The sequence below is a fragment of the Streptomyces cyaneochromogenes genome, assembly GCF_003963535.1.
GTDB lineage: Bacteria > Actinomycetota > Actinomycetes > Streptomycetales > Streptomycetaceae > Streptomyces > Streptomyces shaanxiensis.
On the sequence record NZ_CP034539.1, the window covers coordinates 5,631,158 to 5,644,151 of the forward strand.

11 protein-coding genes, 1 tRNA gene and 1 pseudogene are annotated in these 12,994 nt (G+C 70.1%); 5 read left to right on the plus strand and 8 right to left on the minus strand.

Annotated features, from left to right (window positions below; translation table 11 throughout):
- Positions 1-47: 47 nt before the first annotated feature.
- The 5 genes and pseudogenes from EJ357_RS25595 to EJ357_RS25620 form a co-directional block, all read right to left on the minus strand.
- Complete coding sequence (locus EJ357_RS25595) at positions 48-1,337, minus strand: TerD family protein (protein ID WP_126393936.1); 1,290 nt, start codon at positions 1,335-1,337, stop codon at positions 48-50.
- Positions 1,338-1,446: 109 nt separating this feature from the next.
- Positions 1,447-2,198 (minus strand): annotated as a pseudogene (locus tag EJ357_RS25600) (beta-galactosidase); the annotation flags it as partial.
- 393 nt (positions 2,199-2,591) lie between these two features.
- Positions 2,592-2,665 (minus strand) — tRNA-Pro (locus EJ357_RS25610).
- 33 nt (positions 2,666-2,698) lie between these two features.
- Positions 2,699-3,508, minus strand: coding sequence for a Pr6Pr family membrane protein (locus EJ357_RS25615; RefSeq protein WP_126393937.1), 810 nt, complete (start codon positions 3,506-3,508; stop codon positions 2,699-2,701).
- A gap of 390 nt (positions 3,509-3,898) precedes the next feature.
- The gene (locus EJ357_RS25620; RefSeq protein ID WP_126393938.1) at positions 3,899-4,825 is read right to left on the minus strand and encodes a metallophosphoesterase; all 927 of its coding nucleotides are present in this window, start codon (positions 4,823-4,825) and stop codon (positions 3,899-3,901) included.
- Between the two features lie 264 nt (positions 4,826-5,089).
- On the opposite strand from EJ357_RS25620, the gene EJ357_RS25625 reads away from it, so the two are divergent.
- The gene (locus tag EJ357_RS25625; protein ID WP_126393939.1) at positions 5,090-5,554 is read left to right on the plus strand and encodes a GatB/YqeY domain-containing protein; all 465 of its coding nucleotides are present in this window, start codon (positions 5,090-5,092) and stop codon (positions 5,552-5,554) included.
- Between the two features lie 177 nt (positions 5,555-5,731).
- Here EJ357_RS25625 and EJ357_RS25630 read toward each other — a convergent pair whose 3' ends face one another.
- On the minus strand, positions 5,732-8,020 hold the full coding sequence (locus EJ357_RS25630) for a transglycosylase domain-containing protein (protein WP_126393940.1): 2,289 nt from the start codon (positions 8,018-8,020) through the stop codon (positions 5,732-5,734).
- A gap of 500 nt (positions 8,021-8,520) precedes the next feature.
- Between EJ357_RS25630 and wblA the strand changes: the two genes are divergently transcribed.
- Entirely contained in the window at positions 8,521-8,856 is a 336-nt protein-coding gene (gene wblA, locus EJ357_RS25640; RefSeq protein ID WP_175647529.1) for a transcriptional regulator WblA, read from the plus strand.
- A gap of 66 nt (positions 8,857-8,922) precedes the next feature.
- Here the strand turns inward: wblA and EJ357_RS25645 are convergent, their stop codons facing one another.
- Together EJ357_RS25645 and EJ357_RS25650 are read right to left on the minus strand one after the other, a co-directional pair.
- On the minus strand, positions 8,923-10,320 hold the full coding sequence (locus EJ357_RS25645; protein WP_126393941.1) for an ArsA family ATPase: 1,398 nt from the start codon (positions 10,318-10,320) through the stop codon (positions 8,923-8,925).
- A gap of 52 nt (positions 10,321-10,372) precedes the next feature.
- Positions 10,373-11,350, minus strand: coding sequence for an ArsA-related P-loop ATPase (locus tag EJ357_RS25650; RefSeq protein ID WP_126393942.1), 978 nt, complete (start codon positions 11,348-11,350; stop codon positions 10,373-10,375).
- Positions 11,351-11,456: 106 nt separating this feature from the next.
- Here EJ357_RS25650 and EJ357_RS25655 point away from each other — a divergent pair, with 106 nt between their 5' ends.
- From EJ357_RS25655 to EJ357_RS25665, 3 genes are all read left to right on the plus strand, one after another.
- Positions 11,457-11,618 (plus strand): DUF4177 domain-containing protein, encoded by a 162-nt coding sequence (locus EJ357_RS25655; protein ID WP_003975360.1) that lies wholly within the window; start codon positions 11,457-11,459, stop codon positions 11,616-11,618.
- On the plus strand, positions 11,615-12,082 hold the full coding sequence (locus EJ357_RS25660) for a RidA family protein (protein ID WP_093908654.1): 468 nt from the start codon (positions 11,615-11,617) through the stop codon (positions 12,080-12,082). The genes EJ357_RS25655 and EJ357_RS25660 overlap by 4 nt, the downstream gene beginning before the upstream one ends.
- Before the next feature lie 82 nt (positions 12,083-12,164).
- On the plus strand, positions 12,165-12,992 hold the full coding sequence (locus tag EJ357_RS25665; protein ID WP_126393943.1) for a nucleotidyltransferase domain-containing protein: 828 nt from the start codon (positions 12,165-12,167) through the stop codon (positions 12,990-12,992).
- Positions 12,993-12,994 lie beyond the last annotated feature (2 nt).

Below are 12,994 nucleotides of genomic sequence, written 5' to 3' on the forward strand. Positions count from 1 at the left end.
CCGCACCCCCGGACAACTGCCCACCCCGAACTACCGCCCTGCCCCGCTCAGCGCCGCTTGAACTCCACCGGGCCCGCGTTCATCTCGATCGTGCCGTCGGCGTGGAGGACCGGGCGGCGTTCCGTCATACGGCCGCTGTAGGCCTCGACCTGGTGGATCGCCGCTCCGTCGGGGTGGGTGAAGTCGACGAGGGCGATGGCCACCCAGTAGCGAGTCTTGGTGTTCTCGTAGAGCGGGACCGTGACGGTCGAACCGCGGTCGTCGGTGACTACGACCTTCGCGCCGAAGCTGCGGAAGGAGCCGAAGCCGTTGCTGACCGCGGAGTACGCGCAGAGCAGGACGTAGCCCTGCTGGTCGGGGCGGACGATACGGAGGGTCTCCCGGCCGGGGACCCGGGCGTCGCCGTCGAGGTGGATGAACGGGCGGTTCTTCCGGGAGCCTAGGCGTTTGTAGTACACGACGTCGGCGCCCTTGCCCTTCTTCGCCGTGTCCGTGTCGGGCGCGAGGGCCGAGCGCTTCTTCCCGGAGACGAGGGTGCCGGGCGGCTGCTCGCCGCGGATCGCCTTCGAGGCCGGCACGAACAGGGCGTAGAGGTCCAGGTCGGCGCCCTTCCGGCGGCGCTGCTCGCTACCGCCGTCCCACTCCAGGGTCGCCGTGACCACCAGCTCGCGGTCCGCCTTGTCCAGGCTCATCGAGACCTGGCTGCCCTTTTCGAGGCTGATCTTGCCGAGCGGGGGCTTGCGCAGGCTCATCGGGGGCGAGGGCGGGGCCGCCGCCATCGGCACCGGCACTTTTTCTGCGAGCTCCTCGGTGGGCTCCTCCGCCGCCACCTCTATGCCGAAGTCCGTCGCCAGGCCCGCCAGACCGTTCGCGTACCCCTGGCCGATCGCGCGCAGCTTCCAGCCCTCGCCCCTGCGGTAGAGCTCCATCAGCAGGACGGCGCGCTCGCCGTCGGTGAGGGCAGGTGGCCTGAAGTGGACCGGTTCGGCGCCCAGTTGGGAGGCACGGATCAGGACGTCCTTGACCTCGTGGAAGGTGCGGCCGGGGTCGTCGGGGTCGCAGCTGGCGACCAGGACGACCCGGTCCACGTCCGCCGGGAGCCGGGCCGGGTCCATCTCGATGCGCTCAGCGCCCTCCTCGTCGGCGGCGACGTGCCATACCGCACCGGACTCGGCGGACGACTGGTTGTAGAAGACCAGGTCGTCGTCGGACCTGACCTTGCCGTCCGCCCCCACCAGCAGGGCGCTGAGGTCGAGCGCGGCGCCCACGGCGTGCAGTTCTGCGAACACTGCCCCGTCGCCCACCGCGATGTTCCCGCCCTTGGCCAGCTCCGGCATACCGCCCACCCCTCGAAAAATCCCCAGCGCTCCCCGGTGCTTTCAAGCCACCCTGTCACATCCGTCCCGGTACGAAAGGATGTTCGTGGGGAAGGGGCGTGCCGTCGTCTCAGCGCGGCTCGCGCACCACCGCCGTCTCTCCCGCCGTGACACTGACCGAACTCGGCGTCGGCTTGCCCGTCAGCAGTTCCGTAAGGTCCGGGGCGACCGTGACCTCGGCGGGGCGGTCGGTGTGGTTGATCAGGAAGAGGTAGTCGGCGTCCGGGCCGCGGCGCAGGGCCGCCTCCACGCCCGGTGCCGTCTCGCGCACCGGCTTCACCCCGGCCTCCGCGCGGATGCGGTCCAGCAGCGCGGCCAGGGTCGCCGCGTCGGGCCGTGCCGCGACGTACCAGGCGGCGCCCTCGCCGAGCGAGTTGCGGGTCACCGCCGCGACGCCCGTCCGCGGGCCGCTCGTGTACGACTCGATCGGCTCGGCACCGGTCAGGTGGACCCGCTCCGACCACAGCGTTCCCGTGCCGCCGCCGCTGAGGGCGACCGACTCGCCGGGCAGCAGCGGGAAGAGCTCGCCGGTGCGCACACCGAGCACCTCGCGGAACGCCCGGGGTAACCGCCCAGCCGGACATGGCAGTTATCGTCGACGGCACCGCTGTGGAAGCCGACGGCCAGGGTGCCGCCGGCCGACGCGAAGGACATCAGATTCCGCGCGCCCTCGTCGTCCACCAAGTACGGCGAGGGGGCCGGCACCGCCCGGTGGCCCGAGAGGTCCGCGTCCGGGCGTACGAAGTCCACCGCCACGCCGGACCGCCACAGCGGCTCGTACCAGGCGCGCACCATCGCTGGCGGGCTCGGTGCGGTTTCTGCAGCTCTCGCCGGATATGTGAGCCGGACTTTCGTACGGTCACAGGAAGCGGGCGTACTTCGATCAGATGCTTGAGTTCTCCAGGTACCTCGCGGCCGAGCGGATCATCGCTGACGCGAGCCTCAACTCGGAGCAGCGCGCTGAAGTTCTCAGTGCTCTCGTACAGGTGATGATCTCGGGTGGGTCAGCTACTGCGAGCCCGGACGGACTGTCCAGCGTTCAGCAGAGCGAAGAAGGCCGGGCCTGACGCCCGCTGCGGCACTGAAGGGGGTGGGGATGCCGGGCATGGGGCCCGTATGGACATCTCCGGAATCGCAGTCACTCAGTTAGTCACGCAGACGCGTCAGGGGCCCGACCCGCGATGCGGATCAGGCCCCTGACCTGGTACTTCACTGTCGGGGTGGCGGGATTTGAACCCACGACCTCTTCGTCCCGAACGAAGCGCGCTGCCAAGCTGCGCTACACCCCGATGTCACTGCTTGTCGCGGCGACGACGTTTACTTTAGCCCACTGGTGGCTGGAGACGAAATCCGGTTTTGGTGCGGTGATGGACGCGGCGGCGGATCGGGTTGGGGCGGGCGTGGTCGAGGGCCACCAGGGCGATGGCCAGGGCGTAGATGGCGAGGCCGAGGAGGAGGGCGTTGCCGAGGACGCTCTTGTAGCCGTGCCGGTCCACGTCGAGGAAGGGGTAGAGGTAGCGGCCCGGGGCGCCGGGGGCCAGGAGCTCGCCTCGGACGAGGGCGAACGCCAGGTACGTGAGGGGGTAGAGCATCCAGGTCGCCGCCCGGCGTAGGCGTAGTTGGCCGGGGGCCGTCAGGAGCAGCCAGTCCAGTACGGCCGCGATCGGCGTCGCCGTATGCAGGACCTGGTTGGTGATCGCGTGCCAGCCCGTCGGGGCGGTGGCCGTGCCGGTGAGGACGCCGGGGAGTGCGTAGGCGCTCGCCCCGCTCGCCAGCAGCAGGTGGTAGACGAGGCCCGTGACCACGGCGTACAGGAGGGTGGCGCCTGTCAGGGCCGACGGCAGGGGGCGGCGGGCGGTCCAGGCGCGGCGGGCCGCGAGGACGAAGACCAGGGCCAGCAGGATGTTGCTCTGGATCGCGAAGTGGCTCAGGGAGTGCAGGGGGCTGCCGAGGGTCATCTCGACGGCCACCGCCGCGGCTGCGGTCAGTGCGACCAACAGGCGGTACGCGGCGGCCAGGGGCCGGCAGGCGGGGGTCATCACCGCCGTGGCGGGCACATGGGAAGGCATGAGCACGGGGATGCCCGGTATCGGGGGGAGATCCGGTATGTCCCTGGGTATCGGGGCGGTCATGCCCTCACGCTAAGCAGGGTGGGCGAATCGGGCGATTTTGGGTAATCCGTGCGGGTTACCCGGCCGGCCTTTCTGTTCCGGCCGCTCTGTTGCCTGCTCCGGCTCCGCCTATTACTCCGGGCGGCTGCCCCCGGCTGGGTTTCCCGGCCGCTGCTGCGACCGGTCTGTTCCCGGCTCCCGCTCCGGCAGCCCTGTCCCTGCCCCGCCGCCCGCTCCGGCCGGTTTACCCCCGGCCCGCGCTCCCAGGCCTGCCTAGGCCCCGGTCCTGCACCGGCCCCCGCCCTGCACCGACCGGCCAACCCGGCCCTGCACCAATCAGCCAACCCGGCCCTCGGCCCAGCCAACCCTCAGCCCAGCCACCCCTGGCCCGGCCCCGCGCCCCCGCCCCCGCTACTCCCGCCCCACCAACGTCAGCAACGTAGCCTCCGGCGGGCAAGCGAACCGGAACGGTGTGTAGCGGTTCGTGCCGCAGCCCGCCGAGACGTGGAGGTAGGACGTACGGCCCTCCGCCGTGTGCGTGGACAGGCCCTTCGCGCGGTCCGTGTCCAGGTCGCAGTTGGTGACCAGGGCGCCGTAGAAGGGGACGCGGAGCTGGCCGCCGTGGGTGTGGCCGGCCAGGATCAGGGGGTAGTCGTCGGCCGTGTACGCGTCCAGGACGCGCAGGTACGGCGCGTGGACCACGCCCATCGAGAAGTCGGCGGCGCCCGACGGACCGCCGGCCACCTGCGCGTAGCGGTCCCTCTTGATGTGTGGGTCGTCCAGGCCGGTGAGCTCCACCGACACGCCCTCGATCTTCAGCGTCCCCCGCGTGTTCGTGAGGTTGAGCCAGCCCGCGGCGTCGAAGCCGGCGCGCAGGTCCTCCCAGGGGTTGTGGATCACGCCCACGGCGGGGGCGTTGCCGTTCAGGCCGTGCCGGCCCTGGACCTTCTCCAGCAGGTAGAGGGCGGGGTTGCGCAGCTTCGGGCCGTAGTAGTCGTTCGAGCCGAAGACGTACGCGCCCGGGAACTCCATCAGCGGGCCCAACGAGTCCAGTACCTCCGGCACGCCCTCCGTGTCGGAGAGGTTGTCGCCGGTGTTGATCACGAAGTCGGGGCGCAGGCCCGCCAGCGACCGCAGCCAGCGCTGCTTCTTGCGCTGGCCGCTCACCATGTGGATGTCGGAGACCTGGAGCACCCGCAGCGGGCGCATGCCGGCGGGCAGGACGGGGATCGTCACCCGTCGCAGACGGAAGGAACGGGCCTCGAAACCCGCCGAATACAGCAGACCGGCGGCCCCAACCGCCGTGATGCCCAGGGGTACTCGGTATCGCGCGTGCATACGACCCATCGTGTCAGACCGCGAAAGCGCCCCGCGCCCGGCCGCTCTCGGCTTCGCCCGGCCGCTCTGAGGTGCCCTCGGCCGCCCCTCTGCCGCCCTCAGCTGTCCCCGGCAATCTCCGGCTGCCTCCGGCCGTCCCCTACCGTCCTCGGCCGTCCCCGACCGTCCTCACCCGTGCCCGACCGCTTCCGGTACGGCGCCCCCCGCGCAGGCCCCTTGAAATCAACGGGCGTTCCGCTCCCCACACCTGCGACAATCGACCCCATGACCACGCTCAAGTCGAAGCTGCAGGAAGACCTCAACGCCGCGATCAAGGAGCGCGACGAGCTCCGCTCCTCGACGCTCCGGCTGACGCTCGCCGCGATCACCAAGGAGGAGGTCGCGGGCAAGGAGAAGCGCGAGCTCTCCGACGACGAGGTGCAGAAGGTGATCACCCGCGAGGCGAAGAAGCGCCGTGAGGCGGCCGACGCCTTCGCGCAGGGTGGTCGTCCGGAGCAGGCCGAGCGGGAGAAGGCGGAGGGCGAGGTGCTCGCCGCGTACCTGCCGAAGCAGCTCAGCGACGACGAGCTGAACCAGATCGTCGCCCAGGCCGTCGAGGAGGCCAAGGCGGCCGGTGCCGAGGGCCCGCGTGCCATGGGCGCGGTCATGAAGATCGTGAACCCCAAGGTGGCCGGTCAGGCGGAGGGCGGCCGGGTCGCGGCCGCGGTGAAGAAGCTGCTCGCCGGCTGAGAACGTCGGCTGAGAACGTCGGCTGAGAACCTCGGCTGAAACCGCCGGCTGAGACCGCCGGTGCAGGCGGGCCCGCGAAGCCCGTCGCCCGATCAGGTCCCGCTGCACGACTGAGGGGCCCGGCTTCTGCCGGGCCCCTCAGTCGTCAAACGAATCACCGCATGGGATCAGGCGGCCTCAGCCCCGGCCCCCGTTGCCGTTCCCGTTGGACGTGCCTTGCCACCAGCCCTCCGGGATCGAGAAGGTCGGGCTCGGGGACGTGCCGCCGTCCGTGCCGCCGGTGTTGCCGCCCCCGACCAGGCCGCCGATGAGGTTGTCACCGTTGTCCCCGTCGTTGCCGCCGTTCTGGTTCCCGTTCTCGTCGCCCTCGTCGTCCTCGTCCCGGTCGCGGTCCTTGGCCTTCGGGATGTCGACGAGGTTGAAGTTCTCGACGGGCCGGTTCGCGAGGGCGCCGGTCATGGCGTCCTTCCAGATCGGTCCGGGGACCTCACCACCGAAGACCAGCGGGTGGTACCGGCCGCCGATGGTGATCTTGCGCATCTTGACCTCCTGGGTGGCACTGCCGACCCAGACGGCACCCGAGAGGTTCGGCGTGTAGCCGACGAACCAGGCGTTGCGGCGTTCGTCCGTCGTACCCGTCTTACCGGCGCTCTCGCGATCGCCGAGACCGGCCTGCCTACCCGTACCGGAGTCGACCACACCGCGCAGCAGGGTGTTGATGGTGTCCGCCGTCTTCTCGGACATCGCCCGCGAGCACGTCGACTTCGGCACCTCCAGGGACTTCCGCTGCCCGCCCGCCTTCTGCGTGATCGCCTCGATGGCGATCGGCGTGCAGTACATGCCGCGGGCCGCGAAGCCTGCGTACGCGCTCGCCATGGTGAGCGGCGAGATACCGGTCGAGCCGAGCGTCATCGACGACGGCACCTCGGGGATGCTCTTGCCGTTGCCCTGGCGCACATGCAGCTTGTCGGTCATGTTGACGACCGGGCACATGCCGATGTCCTCGATCATCTGCACGAAGTAGGTGTTGACCGACTTGGCCATGGCGTCCTCGAGCCGGTAGGGACCGACCTCGGACTCGTTCTCGTTCTCCAGCTTGTAATTGTCGTCGTTGACCCAGGGCTTCTCGCAGCCCCGCACGGTCTGCGGATACGGCATCTGGTACGGAGCGGCATACTCCTGCGTCGCGGGCCGCCCCTCCTCCAGCGCGGCCGCCGCCACGAACGGCTTGAACGTCGAACCGGTCGGGAAGCCGAAGTTGGAGCCGCCGTAGGCCGCGTCGACCGAGTAGTTGAGCTCGGTCTCGTTCTTGCCGGAGCCGTACGGCTTCGACTGGCCCATGCCGAGGATCTTGCCGGTGCCGGGCTCGACCAGGGTGGTCGCGGCCTCGACCTTGTCCTTCTGGTAGACGTGCTCCTTGAGCGAGTCCTGGACCGAGTCCTGGGCCTGCGGGTCGAGGGTCGTCGTGATGGTCAGTCCGCCCTGGTTCCAGATCTTGGCGCGGGCCTCGCGGTCCTTGCCGAAGACCGGGTCGCTGAGGATGATCTTCTCGACGTACTTGCAGAAGAAACTGGCGCCCTTGACCGCGGTGATGCAGCCGTTCTTGGGCTTGCTGACCTTCAGGCCCAGCGGAGTGTCCTTGGCCTTGTCGGCCTCCGCCCGGGAGATGTCGCCGACGTCGGCCATGCGCTGCAGGACGATGTTGCGCCGCTTGGTGGCCTCGGCCTCGTCGTTGATCGGGTCGTACCGGCTGGGCGACTGGACGATGCCGGCGAGCAGGGCCGCTTCCTGGACCTTGAGGTTCTTGGCGGACTTGGAGAAGTAACGCTCGGCGGCGGCCTCGACGCCGTACGCCTGCTGGCCGAAGAACGTGATGTTCAGGTAGTTCTCGAGGATCTTCTTCTTGCCGAGCTCCTCCTCCACCTGGATCGCGTACTTCAGCTCCTTGATCTTGCGGCCGATGGTCTGCTGGGTGGCCTGCGCGACCTTCGTCGGGTCGTCACCGGCCTCCTCGACGAAGACGTTCTTGACGTACTGCTGCGTGAGCGTGGACGCGCCCTCGCTGACGCCGCCGCTCTGGGCGTTGCGGTTGAGGGCACGCAGGACGCCCTTCAGGTCGACCGCGCCGTGCTGGTAGAAGCGGGCGTCCTCGATCGCGACGATCGCCTTCTGCATGTACGGCGAGATGTCCTTGAGGTCGACGACCGTGCGGTCACGCGAGTAGACCGTGGCGATCTGACCGCCCTTGGCGTCCAGGATCGTGGTGCGCTGGCTCAGCGGCGGGGTCTTGAGGTTGGCCGGGAGTTCGTCGAAACTCTCGACCGAACCCTTGGCCGCGAGTCCCAGCGCGCCGACGGCCGGCAGGGCGATACCCGCCAGCACGGCTCCCGCGAGCACACTGACACCGAGGAACTTGGCGGCCTGCTGCGTTGGCGACAGACCTCCGCCCGAGCGCTTCTTTGGCATGTGCGAAGCCTAAACCGTAGACATGAGCGAACCGAGGGCCGACCGGTGCGTGAGCACGGTCCGGCGAGGTGACGTATGCCATGGCACGGCAAAGTCAGCCGCTGCCTTCTCATTTCCCGGACAGGCGCACAGGCCTTGGCCTAAGCTGCTCTCAACTGTCACAGCAGTGCGGCCACGTATCAATACGTCCGGCGACCCCGAATCGTTCCGGAGGTTCCCCAACTTTTTTGTTGGGCGCGTGTCCGAATCCGCCTTGTGTGTCATCCGGCGTCCGTTGTGACTCAACGGAACTGTCCCGGTTTGCCGGGAAGGTCACGCATGTCGCCAGCTCACTCCCCCGGGTGATCTGCCGCTTACGCATAGTCCGTTCGGGCCATTCAAGATTGGGCCCGAAGGGGGTGTTGCGCTGTGCCCACCTTCCGTAACGTCCTCAACTGGCGGCGGTGAATATGCCGCTGCCGCCGTGGGGGAGCCTCGATTCGGGAGAGGACGGCGCCGGTATGGGCTGGGTAGTCGACTGGAGTGCGCAGGCGGCCTGCCGCACTACCGATCCGGATGAACTGTTCGTTCAGGGAGCAGCGCAGAACAGGGCCAAGGCGGTGTGCACCGGATGCCCGGTGCGCACGGAGTGCCTGGCCGACGCGCTCGACAATCGCGTCGAGTTCGGCGTGTGGGGAGGAATGACGGAACGGGAGCGCCGCGCACTGCTGCGCAGGCGGCCCACCGTGACTTCTTGGCGCCGGCTCCTGGAGACCGCGCGTACGGAGTACGAGCGAGGGGCGGGCATCCTGCCGCTCGACGACGAGGTGTACGAGAACTACGCGGCGGTGAGCTGAGGGGACCAAAGGGTCTCCACCCAGGCGGATCCAAGGGCCCCTTCACGCGGGCCCCACGGAACTCCCTCAGGCGTCCACCGCGGGATCAGGCAGCTCCGGCCGATGGGCCGCGAGCCGGTTTCCGATGTCCCGCAGCCCCGCGAGGTCATGCACATCGCCGGGCAGCGCGGCCACTTCGGCCACCGCCACCTCGGGGTGGAGCGCGGTGAAGCGATCACGCGTGCGCTGCTCGCGGGAGAGCAGCTGCATACGCTCGGAGTGCAGCCTCAGCAGGCCCGCGGTGAGCTGGTCGACGGACCGCTCCACATGAGGGGCGACGGACCGAGGTTCGTCCGTGGTCGCGGGTCGCTCCGTGTCCGTGGCGGCGGGGGAGCCTTCGTCAGGAGCCGGAGCTTGGGAAGCGGGAGAGTCTGAACTGTCGTACGTGTCGGGGGAGTTACGAAGTCCAGCTTTCCCGCCCTCCTGATCCACAATGCGGGGCTCTTCAAGATTTTCCGCGGCGGCGAGCGCCCGCTCGGCCGACAGCCGGTCGGCGCCGCTGCCGTGGACCCGGTTGAGCACCAGACCGGCGAACGGCATGTCCTCGGCGGCCAGCCGCTCCACGAAGTACGCGGCCTCCCGCAGCGCGTCCCGCTCCGGCGCCGCCACCACCAGGAACGCCGTCCCGGGCGCCTGGAGCAGCTTGTACGTCGCGTCCGCGCGCGTGCGGAACCCGCCGAACATCGAGTCCATCGCGGCGACGAACGTCTGCACGTCCTTCAGCAACTGCCCGCCGAGCAGCTTGCCCAGCGCGCCCGTCATCATCGACATGCCGACGTTCAGGAACTTCATCCCCGCGCGTCCGCCGACCTTCGCCGGGGCCAGCAGCACGCGGATCAGCTTGCCGTCCAGGAACGAGCCGAGCCGCTTGGGCGCGTCCAGGAAGTCCAGCGCCGAACGGGACGGGGGCGTGTCGACGACGATGAGGTCCCACTCGTCCTTGGCCCTCAGCTGGCCCAGCTTCTCCATCGCCATGTACTCCTGCGTGCCCGCGAAGCCCGCCGAGAGCGACTGGTAGAAGGGGTTGCCCAGGATCGCGGCGGCCCGCTCGGGGTCCGCGTGCGCCTCGACGATCTCGTCGAAGGTGCGCTTCATGTCGAGCATCATCGCGTGCAGCTCGCCGTCGCCCTCGACGCCCTTCACCCTGCGCGGGGTGTTGTCGAGGGAGTCGATGCCCATGGACTGGGCGAGTCGGCGGGCCGGGTCGATGGTGAGCACGACCACTTTCCGCCCCCGCTCGGCGGCCCGCAGCCCGAGGGCCGCCGCGGTGGTGGTCTTGCCGACGCCGCCCGAGCCGCAGCACACCACGATGCGGGTCTTCGGGTCGTCCAGCAGCGGGTCGAGGTCGAGGACACGGGTGGGGGAGAGGTGTGGGGGATGGTGGCGTGCGGCGTCGTGCGCGTGGGCCGGTTCCGGACGACTCATGACATCCCCTGCTTCCGACGTACCGCGTACGGCTCCCGACTGGTGAACGAACTCACGACAGACCCTGTTCCCGAAGCTCGCCGGCGAGCTCGTACAGCCCCGCCAGGTCCATGCCCTCGGCCAGCAGGGGCAGTTCGTGCACCGGCAGCCCCAGCCCGCCGAGGACCGCCCGCTGCTCGTGCTCCAGCGCGTGCCGCTCGGCGTACTCGTCGGCCTGCGCCAGCAGCGGGTCCACCAGCCGCTCGGCGTTCCCGCCGCGCCGTGCCCCGCCGAGCCCGGCCGAGGACAGCGCCTTGGCCACGGCGGCGCGCGGAACGCTCCGTACGAGTTCCAGGTCGGCCGCGTCCAACACCTCGGGCCGCACCATGTTCACGATGATCCGCCCCACCGGCAGCCGCGCCGCGCGCAGCTCGGCGATGCCGTCCACGGTCTCCTGGACGGGCATCTCCTCCAGCAGCGACACCAGATGCACGGCCGTCTCCGCCGACTTCAGCACGCGCATCACGGCCTGCGCCTGATTGTGTATCGGCCCGATCCTGGCGAGCCCCGCCACCTCGTCGTTGACGTTCAGGAAGCGGGTGATGCGCCCGGTGGGGGGCGCGTCCATCACCACGTAGTCGTAGACGAACCGCCCGCTCTTGTCCTTGCGCCGCACGGCCTCGCACGCCTTGCCGGTCAGCAGGACGTCTCTGAGACCGGGCGCGATGGTGGTGGCGAAGTCGATGGCGCCGAGCTTCTTCAGGGCCCGGCCGGCGCCGCCCATCTTGTAGAACATCTGGAGGTAGTCCAGAAGGGCCAGTTCGGGGTCGATGGCGAGGGCGTACACCTCCCCGCCCCCTGGAGCGACGGCGATCTTCCGCTCCTCGTAGGGCAGCGCCTCTGTCTCGAAGAGCTGCGCGATGCCCTGCCTGCCCTCGACCTCGACGAGAAGCGTCCGCTTCCCCTCGGTGGCGAGAGCGAGCGCGAGCGCGGCGGCGACCGTGGTCTTTCCGGTCCCGCCCTTGCCGCTGACGACCTGGAGCCTGCTCACGCCTTCGAGCCTAACCAGTCCGTCCGCCGACCACGCGACAGCCTGTGGACAACGTGACCGCGGTCGGCCGCTCGGCGCCCGCCGGGCAACGGATAAAGTCGGCCACATGACCAAGTGGGAATACGCAACCGTGCCGCTGCTCGTCCACGCCACGAAGCAGATTCTGGACACCTGGGGCGAGGACGGCTGGGAGCTCGTCCAGGTCGTGCCCGGGCCGAACAACCCCGAGCAGCTCGTCGCCTACCTGAAGCGGGAGAAGCAGGCATGAGCGCTGTCGAGGCGAAGCTCGCCGAGCTGGGCCTGACGCTTCCGGAGGTCGTGCCTCCGCTCGCCGCGTACCAGCCGGCCGTCCAGTCGGGCGTGTACGTCTACACCGCCGGCCAGCTCCCGATGGTGGAGGGCAAGCTCCCGGTCACCGGCAAGGTGGGCGCGGAGGTCACCCCGGAGGAGGCCAAGGAACTCGCCCGTACCTGCGCCCTGAACGCCCTCGCTGCCGTCAAGTCGGTGGCGGGCGACCTGGACCGCATCGCGCGCGTGGTGAAGGTCGTCGGCTTCGTGGCCTCGGCCTCGGACTTCACCGGCCAGCCCGCCGTCCTCAACGGCGCGAGCGAACTCCTGGGACAGGTTCTCGGCGACAAGGGCGTCCACGCGCGCAGCGCGGTCGGCGTGGCCGTGCTTCCGCTGGACGCGCCGGTCGAGGTCGAGGTCCAGGTGGAGCTGACGGGGGCGTAGGCCTTCGGTGGTGGGGGCGGCGTGTCACGGCCGCAAAAAAAAATGGGCCGCCCCCAACCTCCCCGCAGGGCACAGTGACCCCATGGCCGAAACCGCTCGCCGCAGGGGGCTCGACGCTCAGGGGTACATCGCGCGCGAAGGCTCCCTCGCGCGCGTTCCCGACGCCTTCCGGCCGGTCGTCGCCGCCGCGCGCGACCGGCTGCAGGCCGTGTTCGGGGCACGGATGCACAGCGCCTACCTCTACGGGTCGATTCCGCGCGGCACCGCGCGCGTGGGGCGCAGCGACCTCGATCTGCTGGTCGCCCTGCACGAGGAGCCGACCGAGACGGACCGGGCGGACGCGCGCGTGCTCGACGAGGCGCTGGACACGGAGTTCGCGCAGATCGACGGGGCCGGGACGCTGCTGGACAGCCGCGGACGGCTGCTGAGCGACCTGGAGACGTACGACCTCGGGTGGTTCGTCGCCTGCCTCTGTACGCCCCTGCTGGGGGAGGACCTCGCCGAGCATCTGCCGCGCTACCGCCCCGACACGCTGCTCGCGCGCGAGACCAACGGCGATCTCGGCCTCCTGCTGCCCCGGTGGCGCGAGCGGATCGCCGGCGCCGACGACAGCGCGGACGCACGGCGGCCGCTCGTGCGGTTCATGTCGCGGCGTCTCGTGCGGACCGGGTTCACGCTGGTCATGCCCCGCTGGCGCGGGTGGACCAGCGATCTGGGGGAGATGGCGGAAGCCTTCGCGGCGTACTACCCCGCGCGGGCCGAGCAGATGAGGGTGGCGGCCGCGCTCGGGTACGAGCCGACGGGCGACGCGGGCGTCCTCCGGTCGTACGTCGAGGATCTCGGGCCGTGGCTCGTGGACGAGTACGCGCGCGTGCACGGGGTCAAAGCGCCGCGTCCCCAGGAGGCGTAGGC